Origin of the sequence: Bacteroides sp. AF25-5LB, from assembly GCF_003602965.1 — a bacterium.
Classification (GTDB): Bacteria; Bacteroidota; Bacteroidia; order Bacteroidales; family Bacteroidaceae; genus Bacteroides; species Bacteroides uniformis.
This window is the reverse complement of sequence record NZ_QTMC01000004.1, coordinates 93,774-114,948: the sequence shown is the minus strand read 5'-3', so window position 1 is coordinate 114,948 and position 21,175 is coordinate 93,774. Positions and strand designations below refer to the sequence as shown.

The following is a 21,175-nucleotide window of genomic DNA, read 5'->3' as shown; positions in this document are numbered from 1 at the left end:
GCTTGAGTCCCGTCAAGCATTCAATGTACCAAGACCAAAAAGCGTGGGACATAACCCGTAGCACCGAGGTTCTGGTAAACCTATCCGCAAACAAGTTAAGCCCACGCAAAAGCATAGGCGAAAACTGTTTGTCCTGCGGATAAGTGAAATTTACCAGATTTCGGTGCATGACAAAAGCTAACGCTTTCCGTATTTTATTATGTCGTTCTGCCAATATGGTTTTTATGCCGCATCTGCAGAAGAACCGGCCATTATGTGATAACGACCGGACGTGTAAAGGTTATTTCTTAGACTCTTCCAAGGAAACCTTACGAAACTCTTTCATCAGTTTTTCCAGTTCCAACGAAGTCTTACGGGCACGGGTCCCTGCGGCCTTGTTGCCTTTTTCAATCTGAAGTGCCGCATCCGTGGAGAATGTAGCATATACTTCCTGTATTTTTGAAACCAATTCTTTCATATAAATTCTATTTAAGTTATTGACTACAAAGGTAGTGAAAATAATCGAAAATAAGAGAGATTCTGTAAATATAGTAAATATCACATTGGTAATCAATGACTTTTAACAGTCATTACACCGTATGATTTATCCATCAGAGAAATTATCAAGGTGTTTACAACTTTATGGATATGTCTGGTCAGAACATTTCTTCCATCTGCCGCTTGATTTCTTCCCGCTTTGTATTCTTGTAGTAATGCTTATAGATGGTCAATGGGCTGTTACCAGCCATCTCTGCAACCACATACGGATTATTACCGGCATCTACCATCTTCGATATGAAAGAGCCACGGGCGGAATACCATGTGATGTTTTCTTTAATGCGCAACATCTTGCATGCTTTCGTCAAGGTTTGTGAAAGGCGTGTGGAAATTTGCTTGACACGTGTAGTCTTCTTGGAAGTGGTCGTGTGTTTATGAGTAAAAACAGGAAATACATAATTTCCATAACTTTGCCCACGGTATTTATTCATGATGGCTTTTGCTTTACTGAGTAATTCCGGTTTGGCTGTTTTGGGAAACTTGATACGTTCATAGACGATGCGGTCTTCCTGGACCAAATCCCATGTCAGGTTACATACATCGACATTCGCCATACCTCCGGTATAGTAGCTGAACAGGAACAAATCAAGATGCAACTGCTCTTTTTTCGTAAACAAGGTACGGTCAACATTTGCGATTTTAGCTATGACTGTTTCCGGAACTGCTCTTGAAGTGGTTTCCGGCCAATTAATATCATCACCGAGACAGAGGAAGTTATCCATATTCACCCCGTACATCTCTTTCTTTTCTGCCTGCCTGCATACGGCACGGAGCAACCTTAGTTTGTGTGTAAGTCCGGCCTTGTTGCCATTTCTGATACCTCTTTCTTTAAGCCAAAACGCAAAGTCAAGAAGAAACTCTTCTGTAATATCCGTAAAGAAATAAGAGGAAAAGGCTTTTTCATATTTTTCCTTTGTAAACGCCTGCAGTTCACGCTTGAGATAGACATACCGTTTAGCATTGGTCGTGCTGTCGACAATCTGACCGTTCTTGATGCGTTTCTTGTTTTTGAATGTCTCTTCAAGATAATCGATCATCTGCTGGACACTCTTTACTTTGACCTCGGGTTTGGCCGCCTTGATTTCATCGAAGCAATGTGATAGCTGGACGGGCGACCAGTTCCTGCCTTCCATCTCCCAGGTATCGGCGACATGCAGATATTTGGTTCGCAAATCGAAAAGCAGTTTGTTCTTGGTAGTGGCCTCCGCACTCCCTACACGGAAACTCTGAGACTTGACATCCCAGTCTTTTAATAGCCCTGTGATGTTTATAACCTTCGGCACACGGGCGTAACCGGTCTTGAAGAAAATTATCTCCAGCTTGACCATCTTGGTGTCTTTCGGGTTCTGCTTACCCCTGATGTTAATCGTGTACATAGACTGATAACGAGTTAGTTAATGACTTATTATTAATTCGCATTAGTAGGAATCAATTGGTATTAATTAACCTACATAGAAACCTACATGAAAAGAGTAGTTTCCTTAGCGAAATAATGTTTATACGGATAAATCCGTACTTGTGTCATTTACTAACTCGTTATCAATCAACTATTTTCCCTAATCACAAAAGTTGTGTCCGAAAAAAGGGTGTGCCTCGCCGGACTTCCCCAATGGTTCCGCGAAAGCGCCTTGGCCGAAGCCCGTGCCACCGGACAAGAAGGCAAATGGCTGTTCACCCTGCACAATGCAAGCCGCCTGCCTTTCCTGCAATATTCAGCCAACCGCCCGCTGCGCGAGCAGATGTACAAAGCCTACATCAACCGTGGCAACAACAATGACAAGAACGACAACAAAAAAATCATTGCCGACATCGTAAGCCTGAGACTTGAAAAGGCGCAATTGCTGGGATTCGATTGTTACTCCAACTTTGTATTGGACAATACAATGGCAAAGAATTCCGCTACCGTGATGGACTTCCTCAACAATTTATGGAGCTATGCACTCCCCAAGGCAAAAGCCGAAGCAGCCGAGCTGCAAAAGCTGATGGACAAGGAAGGCAAAGGAGAGAAACTGGAAGCATGGGACTGGTGGTACTACACCGAGAAACTGCGCAAAGAAAAATACAATCTCGAAGAAGAAGAAATCAAGCCCTACTTCAAGCTGGAAAATGTACGCGAAGGCGCCTTTGCCGTTGCCAACAAGCTCTATGGCATCACACTGACTAAACTCGAGGGCATCCCCGTCTATCATCCCGATGTGGAAGTGTTCGAAGTGAAAGCCGCCGATGGCTCACAACTGGGCATTTTCTATGTAGACTACTTCCCCCGCCCCGGCAAGAGTGGCGGAGCATGGATGAGTAATTACCGTGAGCAACAAGACGGCGTACGCCCATTGGTATGCAACGTATGCAGCTTCACCAAGCCGGTAGGCGACACTCCCTCCCTGCTGACTATCGACGAAGTAGAAACTTTGTTCCATGAGTTTGGCCATGCTCTGCACGGATTGCTAACCCAATGCCAGTATAAAGGTACTTCAGGCACCAATGTCGTACGCGATTTCGTGGAACTCCCCTCCCAAATCAACGAGCACTGGGCCACCGAACCCGAAGTGCTGAAAATGTATGCCAAGCATTACAAGACTGGCGAAGTCATCCCCGACAGCCTGATTGAAAAGATACTGAACCAAAAAACGTTCAATCAGGGTTTCATGACTACCGAGTTGCTGGCCGCCGCCATCCTCGACATGAATCTGCATAACCTGACTGACACCGAAGGTCTTGATGTCGTTGCATACGAAAAAGAAGCAATGGACCAACTGGGGCTGATTCCGGAAATAGCTCCCCGTTATCGTACCACGTACTTTAACCACATCATTGGCGGCTATGCGGCAGGCTACTACAGCTATCTCTGGGCCAATGTTCTAGACAATGATGCCTTCGAAGCCTTCAAAGAACACGGTATCTTCGACAAGCAAACAGCCGACCTTTTCCGCCAAAATGTTCTGGAAAAAGGAGACAGCGAAGACCCGATGACTCTCTATAAGAACTTCAGAGGAACTGAGCCTCAATTAGACCCGATGTTAAAAAATCGCGGTATGAAGTAAGATTTGTGAAAAAAAAGCTATATTTGCAGCCTTGTATGCAACAGAATTTAATTAAAAAGTAATCATAATAAACTAAAAGTAACATGCAAAACAAAGGATTTGTAAGGGTTTTTGCGATATTGCTCACACTGGTGTGTGTGTTCTATCTCTCCTTCTCTTTTGTAACTCGCCATTACACAAGTAAGGCCAAAGAGTTTGCAAAAGGCGATGTGAAAGTAGAGCAGGACTACCTCGATTCTCTGGCTAATGAGAAAGTGTATTTTGGCAATTGGACGCTGAAACAATGTCGTGAGATGGAGATCAGTTTAGGTTTGGACTTGAAGGGCGGTATGAACGTCATCCTTGAAGTATCCGTACCCGATGTCATCAAAGTATTGGCTGACAACAAGACTGACGAAGCATTCAACCAAGCATTGGCCACTGCCGCCAAACAAGCTACCACAAGCCAGGATGACGTGATCACCTTGTTCGTCAGAGAGTATCACAAGCTTGCTCCGGGTGCTCCGCTGTCACAGCTGTTCGCAACCCAACAATTAAAAGACAAGGTAACTCAGAAATCTACCGACGCAGAAGTTGAAAAAGTATTGCGCGAAGAGGTAAAGGCGGCTGTTGAGAATTCCTATAATGTACTCCGTACCCGTATTGACCGTTTCGGTGTAGTTCAGCCTAACATCCAAAGTCTGGAAGACAAGATGGGGCGCATCATGGTGGAACTTCCGGGTATCAAAGAGCCTGAACGTGTAAGAAAATTGTTACAAGGTTCCGCCAATCTGGAATTCTGGGAAACATACACAGCAAAAGATGTTACTCCTTATCTCCAAGCTGCCGACACCAAGTTGCGTGCCATCGTTGCAAGCGAAACTCCGACAGAAGAGGCAGACAGCGCAGCTACCGAAACTCCTGCCGTAGCACAAGCTACCAGCACAGCCGACAGTCTTGCCGCTGCTTTAAAGGGCGAAAACAAAACACAAGCTGTTGACCTTGCGCAAATAAAGAAAGAACACCCGCTGTTCGCTATCCTGCAGGTCAACCCCAGTGGGCAAGGTCCTGTTGTTGCTTATGCCAACTACAAGGATACTGCTGAAATCAACAGATACCTTTCCATGCCGGAAGTTCAAGCCGAAATGCCGAAAGACTTGCGTCTGAAGTGGGGCGTATCTCCTTATGAATACGATCCGAAAGCCCAGACTTTTGAACTTTATGCCATCCGTTCTACAGAACGTAACGGCAAGGCGCCTCTGGAAGGTGATGTAGTGGTTAACGCCAAAGACGAATACGACCATTACGGTAAACCTGCCGTAAGTATGTCTATGAACACAGACGGTGCACGCCGTTGGGCTCAGCTCACCAAGCAGAATATCGGCAAGAGCATCGCTATCGTGTTGGACGGTTATGTTTACTCAGCACCGAACGTAAGCAATGAAATCACGGGCGGTAACTCACAGATTACCGGTCACTTTACTCCGGAACAAGCAAAAGACTTGGCAAACGTGTTAAGATCAGGTAAAATGCCGGCTCCTGCGCACATCGTACAAGAAGATATCGTAGGTCCTTCACTGGGACAAGCTTCCATCAATGCCGGTATCATGTCATTCATCGTAGCATTGATTCTGCTGATGGTTTACATGTGCTCTATGTACGGATTCATTCCGGGTATGGTTGCCAACGGTGCTCTGGTACTGAACTTGTTCTTCACATTGGGTATCCTTTCTTCTTTCCAAGCAGCATTGACGATGTCCGGTATTGCCGGTATGGTGCTGGCACTGGGTATGGCTGTAGATGCTAACGTATTGATTTACGAACGTACCAAAGAAGAACTCCGTGCAGGCAAGGGTGTAAAGAAAGCATTGGCTGACGGTTACTCCAACGCCTTCTCTGCAATCTTCGACTCCAACTTGACGTCTATCATCACCGGTATTATCTTGTTCAACTTCGGTACAGGTCCTATTCGTGGTTTTGCTACTACATTGATTATCGGTATTTTGATTTCGTTCTTTACTGCCGTATTCATGACGCGTCTGTTCTATGACCATTTCATGAGCAAGGACAAACTCCTGAATCTGACATTCTCTTCCAAGATTTCAAAGAACTTGATGGCGAATGTACACTTCGACTTCATGGGCAGAAACAAATTGTGGCTGACCACTACTGGAGTTATCATAGTTATATGTATCGCTTTCCTCGCTACCCGCGGATTGAGCCAGAGTATCGACTTCACTGGTGGACGTAACTTCAAAGTACAGTTTGAGAATAAGGTAGAGCCGGAACAAGTTCGCGAGCTTATCTCCAGCAAGTTCGGCGATGCCAATGTCAGCGTTATCGCTATCGGCACGGACGGCAAGACAGTACGTATCAGTACCAACTACCGTATCGCAGAAGAAGGTAACAACATCGACTCTGAAATCGAAGCATACTTATACGAAACATTGAAACCGTTGCTGACTCAGAACATCACTTTGGAAACCTTCATCGACCGCGAAAACCATACGGGCGGAAGTATTATCAGTTCCCAGAAGGTAGGTCCGAGTATCGCAGACGACATCAAGGTTTCAGCCATCTGGTCTGTTGTACTTGCATTGATTGCCATCGGTATCTATATCCTGATCCGTTTCCGCAATATTGCATACAGTATCGGTTCAGTATCCGCATTGGCTTGTGATACTATCATCATCCTGGGTGCCTACTCCATCTGTTGGGGCTGGATGCCGTTCTCTCTGGAAATCGACCAGACCTTTATCGGTGCCATCCTGACAGCTATCGGTTACTCTATCAACGACAAGGTGGTAATCTTTGACCGTGTACGTGAATTCTTCGGTCTCTATCCGAAGCGTGACAAGTTCCAGTTGTTCAATGACTCATTGAATACAACTTTGGCACGTACCATCAATACTTCACTGAGCACCTTGATTGTGTTGCTGTGCATCTTCATCCTCGGTGGTGATTCCATCCGAAGCTTCGCATTCGCCATGATTCTGGGTGTTGTATTCGGTACACTGTCTTCTCTGTTCGTTGCATCTCCTATCGCATATCTGTTGATGAAAAACAAGAAAGGTACTGAAGCAGCTGTAGAAGTAGCCAAATAAGAATTTAGACAAAAAACTATAAACTAAAAAAGGAGGAAATCCGAAATGGATTTCCTCCTTTTTTGTAGTCTCGCCGGGAATCGAACCCGGATCTAAAGTTTAGGAAACTTCTATTCTATCCGTTGAACTACAAGACCTTTTGCATAGATTCTGCATATTGCAGTAGATTGCGAATGCAAAGATAATGTATTCTGTCGATTTTCCGAAAAAAGTTTTGTTAATCCGATTAACTTTACGAAATTTGTCGGTCAGTGATAGAATACAGTAACCCCCAAAAATTAATCTATAGTAATTCGTAAGTTATGGCAAACGACATGATGGTCAAAGAACTGGAGCAAGTGGTAGTCCGCTTCTCCGGAGACTCCGGCGATGGTATGCAGCTCGCCGGCAACATCTTTTCAACAGTTTCGGCTACCGTGGGCAATGATATCAGTACATTCCCCGACTATCCGGCAGATATCCGCGCCCCGCAAGGCTCACTTACCGGTGTTTCCGGTTTCCAAGTACATATCGGTGCTGAGAAAGTCTATACCCCGGGTGACAAATGCGACGTATTGGTAGCGATGAACGCCGCCGCACTGAAAACCCAATATAAGTTTGCTAAATCCACTGCTTGTATCATTATCGATACAGACGCTTTTCAGAAATCAGACCTGGAAAAAGCAGCTTTCAAGACCGATAATCCGATAGAGGAAATGGGTATTAAGCAGGATGTCATCGCCGCCCCTATCTCGAAAATGGTGAAAGACTGCCTTGCCGACACCGGAATGGACAACAAATCCATGCTGAAATGCCGCAACATGTTTGCAGTAGGTCTGGTATGCTGGCTGTTCAACCGCGACCTAAAGATAGCCGAAGATTTCATCCGCGAGAAATTCGCCAAAAAGCCCGAAATTGCCGAGGCAAACATCAAGGTTATACATGCAGGATATGATTACGGACACAACACCCATGCTTCCGTAGCCCACACATATAAGATTGAAAGTAAAACCACCGTTCCCGGCAGATACATGGATATCACGGGTAACAAAGCTACTGCTTACGGTTTCATCGCCGCAGCTGAAAAGGCTGGTCTGAAGCTGTTCCTCGGCTCCTATCCCATTACTCCGGCAACCGATGTACTGCACGAACTCTCTAAGCACAAGTCTCTGGGCGTGATTACCGTGCAGTGTGAAGACGAAATTTCCGGTTGCGCCACTTCTATCGGCGCCGCTTTTGCAGGCGCGCTGGCTGTGACCTCCACTTCAGGTCCCGGTGTCTGTCTGAAATCGGAAGCCATGAACTTGGCAGTCATTACAGAACTTCCGCTGGTTGTGCTCGACGTGCAACGTGGTGGCCCTTCTACCGGTCTGCCCACCAAGTCAGAGCAGACAGACTTGTTACAAGCATTGTTCGGCCGCAACGGTGAAAGCCCAATGCCAGTCATCGCTGCCTCTTCACCCACAAACTGTTTCGATGCAGCCTACATGGCAAGCAAGATTGCATTGGAACACATGACTCCGGTCGTATTGCTGACCGACGGCTTTGTTGCCAATGGTTCCGGCGCCTGGAAGCTGCCCAAACTGGCAGACTATCCCACCATCACTCCTCCCTATGTGACTCCCGAAATGAAGGACAACTATACTCCGTACAAACGCAATCCTGAAACGGGTGTCCGCTACTGGGCCATCCCTGGACAAGAAGGCTATATGCACATCCTCGGCGGTCTGGAGAAAGACAGCAATACCGGTGCCATCTCCACCGATCCCGAAAACCATAACTTGATGTGCCACCTACGTGCCGAGAAGGTGGCCAAAATCCCCGTACCTGATGTAGAAGTGCAAGGCTGTGCAGACGATGCCGATTTGCTGATTGTCGGTTTCGGCGGTACATACGGCCACTTGTATTCGGCCATGGAAGAGATGAACAAGGCAGGCAAGAAGGTTGCCCTCGCCCACTTCACTTATCTAAACCCACTCCCCAAGAACACAGAAGCTGTTCTGAAGAAGTACAAGAAGGTGGTAGTTGCCGAACAGAACCTCGGACAATTTGCCGGTTATCTACGTATGAAGATAGACAACTTCACCCCGTACCAGTTCAACGAAGTCAAAGGACAGCCGTTCGTCGTTGCCGAGCTGGTGGCAGCGTTCAATAAATTAATTGACAATTGACTGTTGACTATTGATAATAACCATGCGTAATATGCGGATTATCAATGACCAGCCACCAATTATCAACTATCAATTATCAACTATCAATTTAAAAAGATTATGTGCGAATATACAGCAAAAGACTATAAAAAAGGACAACCTCGTTGGTGTCCGGGTTGTGGTGACCACTTCTTTCTGGCCTCACTACACAAAGCAATGGCAGAAATCGGCAAAGCTCCTTGGGAGAATGCCGTCATCTCAGGTATCGGCTGCTCCAGCCGTCTGCCCTATTACATGAATACGTATGCGATGCAGACCATCCACGGACGTGCTGCTGCCATCTCTACAGGTGCCAAGGTTGCCAATCCCAACCTGACGGTATGGCAAATCTCCGGCGACGGTGACGGTCTGGCCATCGGCGGTAATCACTTCATCCACGCCGTACGCCGTAACATCGACCTGAACATGATTCTGCTGAACAACCGCATCTACGGTCTGACCAAAGGTCAATATTCTCCGACCTCTCCACGTGGTTTCGTCAGCAAGTCGTCTCCCTATGGTACGGTAGAAGATCCATTCCACCCGGCAGAGCTTTGCTTCGGTGCCCGCGGCCGTTTCTTTGCCCGCGCGGTAGCTACCGATGCTCCGGGGACAGTGGAAATATTGAAGGCAGCCATGGCTCACAAAGGGGCTTCCGTTTGCGAGATTCTGCAAAACTGCGTTATCTTCAATAACGGTACGCATGACTCCGTAGCCAAAAAGGAAGACCGCGCCAAGAATGCCATCTACTTGAAACACGGCGAACCGATGCTCTTCGGCGAGAACAACGAATACGGACTGATGCAGGAAGGCTTTGGTCTAAAAGTCGTGAAACTCGGTGAGAACGGCATTACAGAGAAGGATATCCTCATCCACGATGCCCACTGCATGGACAACACCCTGCAACTGAAGCTTGCCCTGATGGAAGGTCCCGACTTCCCGATTGCACTCGGTGTTATCCGCGATGTGGAAGCTCCTACTTACGACGATGCCGTTCATGAACAAATCGAAGAGGTGTCTACCAAGAAAAAGTATCACAACTTCGAGGAGTTATTGATGACGAACGATACGTGGGAAGTAAAATAAACCACTAAGATTTTTGCATAAGTTGCTTCCACACTTCCACTCATCTGCCGAAATTTCTTATCCAACGGCATTTCAGATGCTGTGGAAGCAACTCAAAAGTATGGAAGCGCATTTTGCTTCCACACTTTTGAGTTGCAATATTAATAGCTTGTATCATTTCTTATTAATATTATGTTTGCACGAAACAAATAAGGTGCAAACATGATATTAATTTCCCAAAAGTAAGAGTACCTCCCTCCCTATCCTTTCTCTCACAAACCGCAGGCTGATAGTTCCTTCGTTCGAGTAATCCTTCCTAGATAAAGGTCAAAAACACTCCCACCCTGAAAAGAAAATGCAACCACTGCAACTGCACCAGATTTTATTACAGCGATAGAACATACCTCCGACGAACAAAGCTACCAATAAGGGTCGACAACAAGACTTCAAGGGAAGAGAGGGAAATTGTGGAATACCTACTGTGGATTTTTTCCACATCTCCACACCACAAACACCCGAACTTTCCTTTTTCCCGATTAAAAATAAACAATTGATTATCAACATTATTCACTCTTAAAAGGATAGCTTGCCTTTCGTTTGGCATACCTCTTGCTAAAATATCCGCCGAAAGGACGTAACATTTATAATAAGATAAATCAATTATTTTTCAGTAGTATGAAAATCAGGATGAGAAAACGGTGTGACATTCCACATTCAGCGTCGCACTTCCAAAAAAGTTTGATTATTGCAAGTTGGTTATTAGCATTTCTTTTCACCGGAACAGCCTTCGCACAAGAAAACCGAACCATTAAAGGCATTGTGAGAGATGTAACGGGAGAACCGCTTATCGGTGCCAGCGTCATACAGAAAGGCACCAACAACGGCGTCATTACCGATGTGGACGGCAACTTCACACTGACCGTTCCTGCAGATGCAACACTCTCTATCGCTTACATGGGCTATGCTACCCGGGAGATAAACCTGGCAAAACGAAAAAAGCAAGGCGACCTGAAGATTACACTCAGCGAAGATACCCAGCAACTGAAAGAAGTCGTAGTAACGGCAATGGGTATCAAAAAAGACACGAAACGTGTCGGCTATGCCATCAGTACCATCAGTGCAGACGAATTGGTAAAGGCAGGAGCACCCAACTTTGCCTCTGCCATGTACGGTAAAGCACCGGGAGTCCGCATCACACAGACACAAGGCGGTTCTGCCGGAGCTGTCTCCATCAACGTACGCGGACTGACCTCTATCACTGGAAATAACCAGCCACTCATCATTCTGGACGGTGTACCCATCCGCAACGGCGGCACGGGCAAAAGCACGGACTTCGCTGAATTTGGCAACGACGGACAAATCCGTTCCAATGGTCTGGTAGACATCAACCCAGAAGACATCGAGAGCCTCAGTATTCTGAAAGGAGCTTCTGCCACAGCTCTCTACGGCTCGGAGGCTGCAAACGGTGCGGTAGTCATCACCAGCAAACGCGCCAAAAGTGGCAAGCTGACGGTGGACTTCAATGCCCAAGTCATGGCAAACTTACCGGCTTATCTGCCGAAAGTACAGACCGTATACGGGCCGGGAACCTACAACACCGCATACAGCGATTATGAGAAACAGACGGGAGGCTTCTATCAGAGAACCCTAAACGGACAAAGCTACAAAAGCCTCCGTTCCACCACCTTGTCCTTCGGCCCGAAATACGACGGTAGCGAGGTACTTTACTGGGACGGGAAGATGCGCCCCTACCAGGCACTGACCGACAACCCGTGGAAAGAGTTGTTTCGCACCGGCTGGACCCAGACTTACAATCTCGCCATCTCACAAGGGACGGAAACCACCAGCAACCGCTTCTCCTACACATTCATGGACGAGATTCCCAATGCTTTGACCGGAAGCTTCACCAAACACAACTTCAAACTGACCGGTTCGTATCAACTGGCGAAACCGCTGAAACTGGAATACTCCCTTAACTACATCGTACAGAATGTAGAAGACCGTCCGCAAACCTCGCTCAACCTATACAGCGGTTTCGGCAACATGTTCTCCACCTTCCTGGACATTCCCTATCTGAAACAAAGCTACGTCACCAGTCTGGGATACCGTAATACCTTTGTCGGAGGAAACGCCACGCTGACTCCTGAGGAATCATGGGCCTACGACCCCAGTTACGCCACCGGAGTGAACAACATGCTGTGGAATATGTACCATCACCATAGCGACGAGACAGAGAATCGGCTCATCGGTATGATTCGCCCCACCTGGCAGATAACCAACTGGCTGAGTCTGCGCGCCCAGGTTTCAACTGATATCACAGATGTGAAGCAAACACTGAAATATGAAAGCGAACAACCCAATTCCCTATACGACCCCAACGGTAGCTTCCAGTCCATCAACCGCCGTTACGACATTGTCTATGGAGATGTTATGTTGAACTTCAACTATAATATCAACCGCTTCGACATTGCCGCCACCGTAGGCTGGACCGGACGCTACGAAAATATGAACAATATGAGGGTCTCCACCAATGGCGGGCTTGTCACGGAAAACTGGTTCGACCTCAATGCCAGCCGCTACACGCCAAGCAGTACCCTGCAACGTATGGAACTACTGAAAACCGGCTATATGGGTACACTGAGCCTGGGATGGGACAACTATCTATTCCTTGAACTGACCGGACGCCAGGAACGCTCATCTACCCTAAAAGACCAGAGCTTTTTCTATCCTTCCGCTAATCTGAGTTTCCTCTTCACCCAAGCCTTCCACATGCCGTCATGGTGGAACTATGGAAAACTGCGCCTCTCATACGGTATCGTAGGAAATGCTCCTGAAACCTATACCGCCAATATCGTCTACGAGCAAGGTTCAGACAACGGATTCACCTGGAACACCATTCCCTCTTCATGGGGGAATGCAGATATCCGTCCGGAAAAGAAGTACGAATACGAGATAGGTCTGGAAAGCAAGTTCTTAAACAACCGGTTGGGTATAGATATATCCTACTACAACAACCGTGTAAAGGACCAGATACTCTCCACGCCGCAACCTTCCACATCAGGCGTAAAGAATGTGTTGATGAATGTGGGCGAGGTAGCCAACCACGGCTGGGATATATCAATCAGTGCCACTCCCATACTAACCAGAGATTTCCGCTGGGACCTGACAGCCAACTATGGTGTATATAAGAACAAAGTAGTGAAACTGGCCGATGGAGTGCCCTATCTGGAAATACTCAACTCCGGAGGCAGCGGAATAAAAATACAAGCTGTGGAAGGCCAGCCAATGGGTGACATCTATGCACAGGTTCCCCAGGTGAACGAAAACGGTGAGTACCTCGTTTCCGATAAAGGTCTTTACCTCAACCAAACTGAATTGCAGAAAGTCGGCAACATCAATCCGGCAGGCGTAGGAGGTCTATTCAACTCTTTCTCCTACAAGAATGTATTCCTCGATTTCAGTATCGACTTCCGCATCGGAGGGGATGTCATCAACGAAATGAACCAATATGCCACCGCAGTGGGTCTGACACCCGAATCCCTGAAGTACCGTGATACGGAACACGGCGGACTATCCTATTACTATCCGGGCGACAACAATTCCAGCGGAATTCCGGTACAAGTAGACCCTTCCACGGGTGCCGGCCCCAACGGAGAGATAATCTACCACGACGGCATCATCCTTCCGGGTGTAGTGGCCTCCACTGGCGAAAGAAACACACGTATCATTCCGGCAGGCTATTACTACAACACCACCTATAATTGGGGAACGGAGGCCGAACAGCTGACATACCGCCATTCGGTATTCGACAATTCTTATGTCAAACTGCGTGAATTGACCATCGGCTACCAGTTTCCCGAAAAGATGATTTCCAAACTGGGACTGGGCCGGCTGAGTGTGTCGGTCTTCGGACGTAACCTCTTCTACTTCTACAAAGCACTGAAAAACTACGATGCGGAGTCGTCCGTCGGAACATCCTGGGCCAACCAGGCTACCGTGGGAAGTTCTACCACAGCTACCCGCAGTTTCGGTGTTTCACTTCGTGCAAGTTTCTGACAAAACAACCATCCAAAAAACAAAAAAGAGTATGAAAAAGACAAAGATATTATCTCTTGTTTCATTGGGAGCATTCCTCCTGACAACATCAGGCTGTACGGATTATGACTTCGACAGCAAATACGAAGACCCCTCCAAAGTAACCCAAGTCACCATCAGTAATCTGATGGTAGGAGTCTTCCAAAAAGTAAAGGACTATGATGTTTACGAATACAACCGGTTCTTCGGATTCGATTCACAGTTTACAGGCAAGTATGCACAAACCTTCGGCTACTCCAACACTACAGATATGTATACCCCCGGCTATATACCCGCCATTGACGGACAGTGGGACAATGTGTATTCGGCACTGGCCCAGTTCCGCAAGCTGGAATCTCTCTACAAAGAAGAAAGCGCGGCAGAGCAAGCACAGGATGAGGCATTCTATCTTGCCGCCAAAGTACAGCTGTACGATTTTTTCGCCGCCACAGTGGACATTTTCGGGGATATGCCTTTTTCGGAAGCTTGCACACTGCCGCTTACCAACGATGTAGGTAAATCGTATGCTCACTATGACAAGGCCGAGAATATATATAAAACCATTCTTGACGAGCTCAAAGAAATTGCTCCGCGGTTCCGCTCCATCCCCACACCGAGGAACTTCAATACACAAGACTTTATCAACAACGGGGACATGGACAAATGGGAACGCTATGCAAACTCCTTGCGACTGCGCCTTGCCATGCGCGTAGCCGCGCAAGGAGACTTGCAGGCGGAAGGCCGTACCGCCATCAAGGAAATCCTGGAAAATCCGTCAGCCTATCCGTTGATAGAGGAACAAGAAAACAACATTCTCATTGTCAACCAGAAGTCTGGGCAACTGAACTTCACCGCAGGCCACGGACTGGGTGACTGGGTAACCAACCGACTTGCTTCGGGCGCCATCATCGACCGCATGCTGGGCCATGGCAACTATGATATGACCAGCAATGACCCACTGAGCGGCGTTTATGTGAAAGGAGAAGACGACCCGCGCATCCTGCTCAACTTCAATCCCGTGAAGATTACCAACCAAAACACCGGTCAATTGGACGAGCACCGTTATCTGGGTACAGACCTTACCGTGGCGGATGAGCTGACGGAATATTACAACTCGCAGGCACAAGACGAAGTCAATACCAGCAACACCGGTTTCTCACAAATCACGCAGAAAGGTTTCTTTTGGGAAAACGACAAATTCGACATGCTGATAATGGCCTCACCCGAAATCCATTTCCTGAAAGCGGAAGCCTATGAAATGGGGTATGGAGTGGCAAAGAATGAAGCGAAAGCGGAAGAAGAGTTCAAAAAGGCTGTCAGCCAGTCCATCACGCTTTACTACTATTACGATTCGGTAAGTACGGGTGAAAACGCACGCCGGTATGATGCCCCTACCGCCGAAGAAACCGCCTCTTTCGCCGCTGCCAAATGGAACAGCACGAAATATACAGACAAGCTGGATGCCATCATTACCCAAAAGTGGCTGCATTTCGGTTTCCTAGCCAGTCGTGAGGCATGGAGTGATATCCGACGTACCGGCTATCCGTCCGGCCTAGCCTTCCCCGAAGTGGCCGGTACCATCACAAATGTGCCGAACCGCTGGAGATACCCGAATACGGAAGTCAACTACAATCCCTACTATAAAGAGGTGTCAGCCGAAGACACTTACTACCACAAACTGTTCTGGGCAAAATAAGGACTTTGTTCGCAAACCCATTTTGCCCGAAGAGTATATCATACTCACCACAGAATAACACGGATTAACACAGATTGCCTTAGGAGTTCTGAAAGAGCTTTTAGCAGTGTTAATCCGTGCTATCCTGTGGTGAGTATGTATTTGCCCCCTCTGTTTCTTTTATTCCGAACAGTATCCCTCCTTTTTTAGAAATCTTAAGGATTTCCCGGTAGGGAGATTGCGGGAAACCACTGTCTTTAATGAACGACGGACAAACATCGCTTCCGCAAAAACTGAACTATAACATAACGGACTAAATGAAAAAGTATCCAAATGACTTGATTGGCGACATCATGAAAGCCTTCGGCAAATATGCCGACCGACCGGCATTCGTCATCGAAGACACGGCCTGCACTTATGGAGAGCTGGCAACTTGCGTACAGAAAATATCCTCCCTATTCAAGGACAGAGAAGACAAAATTATCGGCATCGTCGCAGAAAACAGACTGGAAACATACGCATCCATACTATCTGCACTGATTTGCGGAAAGACATACGTCATCCTCCATCCTTCCTACCCCAAACATAGGAACGACAGAATTGCCGACTCGGCAGGCATTCGCCTCGTGCTGCATACCGAGAATATCCATATCTTGAACCTCGACACCCGGAATCTGGAACTGATATGTACCTCCGAAATAGAGCAGGCAGAGAACTCCGCCACGTTCCATGCCGCAGAAGACATCCTCCATACGGCAGAAGAGGAAAATGCCTACATCATCTTTACCTCCGGAAGCACGGGCGAACCCAAAGGAGTACCCATCTCCCGCCGTAACCTGAATGCTTTCTATACCGCCTACCACCGCCTCGGCTGGCAACTGGACGAGAACGACCGGATGCTGCAGATGTTCGAACTCACTTTTGACGTTTCCATCGTATCCTTTCTATATCCGCTGACGCTGGGTGCTTGCATATACACCGTTTCTCCGGAAGGCGTGAAATACATCAACGTAATTGAAACTCTGGAAAAATACGACCTGACCTTCGCTGCCGTGGCCCCTTCACTGCTCCAGCTGCTACGTCCCTATTTTCCGGAGATACACCTCCCCGCACTTAGATATCTAGTGGTTACTGCCGAGGCTTCTGACGCGGAGCTGTTGGATGCTTTCAGAAAATGTGTCCCCAATGCCTCTTTCATAAACCTATACGGACCGACAGAGGGAACCATCTACTGCACTGCCTACCGGATACCCGTCACCTCCTGCAAGCATCACAACGGCATGACCGCTATCGGAAGGCCTTTCGAAGGCATCGATGCCCTAATTATGGATAACGACGGTCGCCCGCTGCCTACCGGAGAAACCGGCGAACTATGGATTAGCGGCAATCAAGTGATGGGTGGATACTGGAATGCTCCCGAAAAAAACGGGGAATGCCTCGTAGAGACCGCCAATGGAAAAGTATACTACAAGACGGGAGACCTCTGCCGGATGGATGCCGACGGTGACATCATCTATTGCGGACGAAAAGACTCACAGATAAAGATACAAGGATTTCGCATTGAGCTGAGCGAGATTGAACATGTGGCAAAAAACTTTTTCAACGGTGAATGCCGTGTAGTCGTCATTCCCAAATACGACAACGACAACCAGTGCGAACTGCATCTCGTCGTAGAGAAGAAACAGCTCGACAAACAGCAGATAGAGGAATATCTGTGTAGCAGGCTTCCCTACTACATGATTCCCAAGCATATGCATTGTCTGGAACAGTTTCCGCTGAACACCAGTAGCAAAACAGACAGAAAGAAAATACAAGAACTAATTTAAACTTGACAATGGATACACAGACTATTTTGAATGAAATGAGCCTCATCTTTCGAGAGGTACTGAAAAGAGAGAACATCGTACTTGACAATGAGACCACCGCCCAGGATATAGAAGGATGGGATTCACTGACCAACATGCAACTGATAAACAAGATAGAGAAGAAATTCAATGTACGCTTCACCTTCAGAGATATTGTAAAACTCAAAAACGTGGGAGACATCTGCCATGCCATTTTAACCAAAACCAACTAGGAAATGTCATTCATATCCCTGAACTTCGTCGTACTGTTTGCGTGTACTTTCATTCTATACCATACGCTTCCTTCACGATTCAGAAAAGCGACCTTACTGACAGCCAGCTGCCTCTTCATAGGCTTCTACCACCTCGCTTTTCTGATAACGGCCCTCATCCTCACGCTTACCACCTTCTACCTTGGCAAATGGATAGGACAGGCCAAGCGGGAAAGCGGCATGAAGGGAATTTATTTTTCAGGTGTGTGTTTTCTGGTTGTAAGCTGGTTGGCATTCCGGTATGCTGACCGGCTTACAAACTGCCACATTCTCTTTCCACTGGGAATCTCTTTCTATACTTTCCAGGCCATTTCGTACCTGACAGAAATCTACTGGCAAGAAGAAGAACCGGAAAAGAGCCTGCCCGACTTCATGATATACATGCTCTTCTTCATGAAGTTCCTTTCCGGTCCCATAGAAAGAGCAAGTGACATGCTCCCCCAACTGAAGTCCTGCAAAGCCACGGACTATACATCCATGGTCTACGGAATGAGACTGATTGTCGTGGGACTAATAAAGAAACTGATACTGGCCGACTCCATCGCCCCATACATAGACGGTGTCTTCGGGTCGGTATACACAGCCTCGGGCGTGCAATTGCTGATGGCATGCCTCCTATATCCGATAGAGCTGTATGCCGACTTCTCCGGATATACCGACATCGCATTGGGAGGAGCGCGCATGCTGGGATTCAAGCTCAGCCCAAACTTCAACCGGCCGTTCATTGCACAGACCACTGCCGACTTCTGGCGCCGATGGCACATGTCGCTTTCATTCTGGGTACGCGACTATCTGTACCTCCCGTTGTCCTCGAACCTGCGTGGATGGGGACAATGGGGCGTATTTCTAAGTCTGGCGCTGACCTTCACGGGACTGGGTATCTGGCATGGTGCCGGATGGAACTTCGCTGTCTACGGACTAATTCAAGGTGTCATCATCTTCTACGAGATGAAGACCACAGCATTTCACCGCAGACTGAAAGCCCAATTGGAAAGCCGCTTATATGCCACATTATCCGTCGTAAGGACCTACCTACTTTTTGCCGTATCTCTGATATTCTTCCGGGCAAGTTCTATGGCCGAAGCGTTCCACTACATCAGCCACCTCTCCTTCGGCGTACATTACAGTTGGAAGGAAATGAACATCGGAATGCCGGACCACAACAGCATTGTGGCAGGAAGCGCACTCGTACTGATATTGGTTTACGAATATTTCATGTCCAAGCATGATTTGCTAGAAGCCCTCGGACGACAGCCGGCAGCCGTAAGATGGAGTATCTATTATCTGCTCGCCATAATACTTTTCACACTGGGACAGTTCAACTCGGACAGCTTCATATATTTACAATTTTGACAATAAAGACACATGATGAAGAAAAACAGCGAACGGAACGCAGCCATACGTTTCATGAAAAAGCTCTTTATCCTTTTTATCCCTTTTATAGCCCTACTGGCAGTCTATTTCCTGGACGACCCTTTCATGGTCCTGAAGAACTATGAACGATACGACCAAACCCCGGTTGTACTAAACGAAGGGCACGTGGGGTGGCAGATGTATCTGAACAACCGGGATACCATCCCCATCGACTCCTATATCATGGGAAACTCCTGCACTATGGCTTATCAATGCCATGAATGGGAGAAATACCTCCACGGCGGAAGAGCCGTACGGCTATTCGGAAATGCCGAAAGCCTTGCCGCCGTCTGCCTGAAGCTGAAGGCACTGGACAAGGCAGGTGCAACAATCAAGAACCTGCTGCTGATTATCGACAAGGAATCATTGCACAACGACCGTTGCCTGACCGGACATTCCAACATTCTGCCACCCGCCATATCGGGAATAAGCAGCTTCAAGTTTCAGAAGGAATTCTGCCAAGCCTTCTTCTACCCGAACTTTCTCTTCCCCTATCTGGACTACAAGCTGTTCCATACCTATCGCCCTTACATGAAAGGGGTTATAAACCCCTATGGCTCCACCCGAAACCCGGTAACCAATGACGTGTTAAATCCCAGAGAGAAAATGATAAAGGAAGAGGGAGATAAGTACTGGGAAAACCGGAAAGGAGAATTCACCAAAGAGAAAATGAAGAATTATAGAGACGGGAAATACCGGGAAGCCCCCCAAGTGCTCAGGGAAAAGCAAATCAATCTGTTGCAGGAAATAAAGTGGATTTGCCGGAAACATGATACCGATGTAAAAATCATTATCAGTCCCGACTACCTGCAAGTCAACATAAACCCTGCCGACGTAAAGACACTGAAGCGCTTCTTCGGAAAACGGAATGTATTTGATTTCACCGGTATCAACGAATACACGGAAGACATCCACAATTATTATGAACCGGGTCATTATAGGCCCGCACTTGGGAAAAGGCTGATGGAAAAGATATATGAACCTTATATCTTGTCACCGAACGCCAAATCTCCGGCATCTCCCAGCCCGGGAACGATATAGGAATGCTCGTTCATCTCCGGGTCGATTGCTGCACACCACAAGGTCACTTCATCTCCAGGGAACAGCTTTTCCAGATGCTCTACGCCCTGCTGGCTGGCTATGACACAAGCTATCTGCAACTTGGCCGGCATCCCCTTGGTGACGAAGGCCTTCCAGGCCAATTCCATACTTTCTCCCGTGGCAAGCATCGGGTCTACAATCAATAATGTCTTCTTGGACAAATCCGGAGTAGCGATGTATTCGATGTGTACATCCACCGTACGGCATTCCTTATCCTTATAATAACGGTAAGCGGAAACAAAAGCGTTCCCGGCATGGTCGAACATATTCAAGAATCCAGTATGCAAAGGCAATCCGGCACGGAAAACAGTGGCAATCACCACCTCGTCATCGGGTGTGCTGACCGACGCCACCCCCAAGGGAGTCTGTACCTGCTTGACAGAATACGTCAGTTCCTTACTCATTTCATACGCCATTATCTCTCCAATGCGTTCAATATTACGGCGGAAACGCATACGGTCGCCCTGGACTGCTACATCACGAATTTCCGCCACGTATTGGTTCAAGACAGAATTTGTCTCGGCAAAGTTGATAACCTTCATAACTATAAATGTGCTAATGTGCTAATGTGCAAATGTGGTGTACGTAATGCCGCATGGCAATTAGCACATTGGCATATCAGCACATTAGCACATTAAAATCTGCTGCAAAGTAAACGAATTTCACTCAATTTGCAACATTCAGTTAGCAGATATTGTTATGGTTTTATAAAAGATTTCCTATTAGAGAAAAATTTCTCTAATAGAGCTTTTCTTTAAAAAGAAAGTATTACTTTTGTAGGCGAAAAACAAGGGACCTGCTGAAAAGCAGGAAAAAAAGAGCTTTTCTACACCCGTTTTCCCTTGTAAATCAAAGGTAAAAAGAGATTAAGGAAAGAGATTATAAACCAAATACCAACATTT

The 21,175-nt window shown here is 47.2% G+C and carries 12 protein-coding genes, 1 tRNA gene and 1 pseudogene; 10 read left to right on the top strand and 4 right to left on the bottom strand.

The window, feature by feature from the left end:
- Positions 1–280: 280 nt before the first annotated feature.
- Positions 281–457 (bottom strand): histone H1, encoded by a 177-nt coding sequence (locus DWY57_RS06100; RefSeq protein ID WP_004293509.1) that lies wholly within the window; start codon positions 455–457, stop codon positions 281–283.
- A gap of 178 nt (positions 458–635) precedes the next feature.
- Positions 636–1,913 (bottom strand): phage integrase SAM-like domain-containing protein, encoded by a 1,278-nt coding sequence (locus tag DWY57_RS06095; RefSeq protein WP_004293508.1) that lies wholly within the window; start codon positions 1,911–1,913, stop codon positions 636–638.
- Positions 1,914–2,129: 216 nt separating this feature from the next.
- Between DWY57_RS06095 and DWY57_RS06090 the strand changes: the two are divergent.
- Positions 2,130–3,578: pseudogene (locus tag DWY57_RS06090) on the top strand (M3 family metallopeptidase); the annotation flags it as partial.
- A gap of 83 nt (positions 3,579–3,661) precedes the next feature.
- A complete protein-coding gene (secDF, locus tag DWY57_RS06085) occupies positions 3,662–6,661 on the top strand; it encodes a protein translocase subunit SecDF (protein WP_119961474.1) in 3,000 nt (999 codons plus the stop codon).
- 65 nt (positions 6,662–6,726) lie between these two features.
- Here secDF and DWY57_RS06080 read toward each other — a convergent pair.
- Positions 6,727–6,798, bottom strand: a tRNA-Arg gene (locus DWY57_RS06080).
- 165 nt (positions 6,799–6,963) lie between these two features.
- On the opposite strand from DWY57_RS06080, the gene DWY57_RS06070 reads away from it, so the two are divergent.
- From DWY57_RS06070 to DWY57_RS06030, 8 genes are all read left to right on the top strand, one after another.
- Positions 6,964–8,811 (top strand): 2-oxoacid:acceptor oxidoreductase subunit alpha, encoded by a 1,848-nt coding sequence (locus DWY57_RS06070; RefSeq protein ID WP_119961473.1) that lies wholly within the window; start codon positions 6,964–6,966, stop codon positions 8,809–8,811.
- A gap of 99 nt (positions 8,812–8,910) precedes the next feature.
- Positions 8,911–9,915: a 2-oxoacid:ferredoxin oxidoreductase subunit beta gene (locus DWY57_RS06065; protein ID WP_119961472.1), complete on the top strand. Its 1,005-nt coding sequence runs from the start codon at positions 8,911–8,913 to the stop codon at positions 9,913–9,915.
- 666 nt (positions 9,916–10,581) lie between these two features.
- The gene (locus DWY57_RS06055; RefSeq protein ID WP_117600088.1) at positions 10,582–13,950 is read left to right on the top strand and encodes a SusC/RagA family TonB-linked outer membrane protein; all 3,369 of its coding nucleotides are present in this window, start codon (positions 10,582–10,584) and stop codon (positions 13,948–13,950) included.
- Between the two features lie 31 nt (positions 13,951–13,981).
- Entirely contained in the window at positions 13,982–15,664 is a 1,683-nt protein-coding gene (locus DWY57_RS06050) for a SusD/RagB family nutrient-binding outer membrane lipoprotein (RefSeq protein WP_119961471.1), read from the top strand.
- 296 nt (positions 15,665–15,960) lie between these two features.
- Positions 15,961–17,469: an amino acid adenylation domain-containing protein gene (locus tag DWY57_RS06045; protein WP_119961470.1), complete on the top strand. Its 1,509-nt coding sequence runs from the start codon at positions 15,961–15,963 to the stop codon at positions 17,467–17,469.
- Positions 17,470–17,477: 8 nt separating this feature from the next.
- Positions 17,478–17,720 carry an acyl carrier protein gene (locus DWY57_RS06040; protein WP_117600085.1) on the top strand — a complete coding sequence of 81 codons (243 nt, stop codon included), beginning with the start codon at positions 17,478–17,480 and terminating at the stop codon, positions 17,718–17,720.
- Positions 17,721–17,723: 3 nt separating this feature from the next.
- Positions 17,724–19,112 carry an MBOAT family O-acyltransferase gene (locus tag DWY57_RS06035; RefSeq protein WP_119961469.1) on the top strand — a complete coding sequence of 463 codons (1,389 nt, stop codon included), beginning with the start codon at positions 17,724–17,726 and terminating at the stop codon, positions 19,110–19,112.
- A gap of 12 nt (positions 19,113–19,124) precedes the next feature.
- A complete protein-coding gene (locus tag DWY57_RS06030; RefSeq protein WP_005830721.1) occupies positions 19,125–20,213 on the top strand; it encodes a hypothetical protein in 1,089 nt (362 codons plus the stop codon).
- Here DWY57_RS06030 and upp read toward each other — a convergent pair.
- Positions 20,156–20,815 carry a uracil phosphoribosyltransferase gene (gene upp / locus DWY57_RS06025; RefSeq protein WP_005830723.1) on the bottom strand — a complete coding sequence of 220 codons (660 nt, stop codon included), beginning with the start codon at positions 20,813–20,815 and terminating at the stop codon, positions 20,156–20,158. The two genes, DWY57_RS06030 and upp, sit on opposite strands and share 58 nt — an antisense overlap.
- Positions 20,816–21,175: the final 360 nt, after the last annotated feature.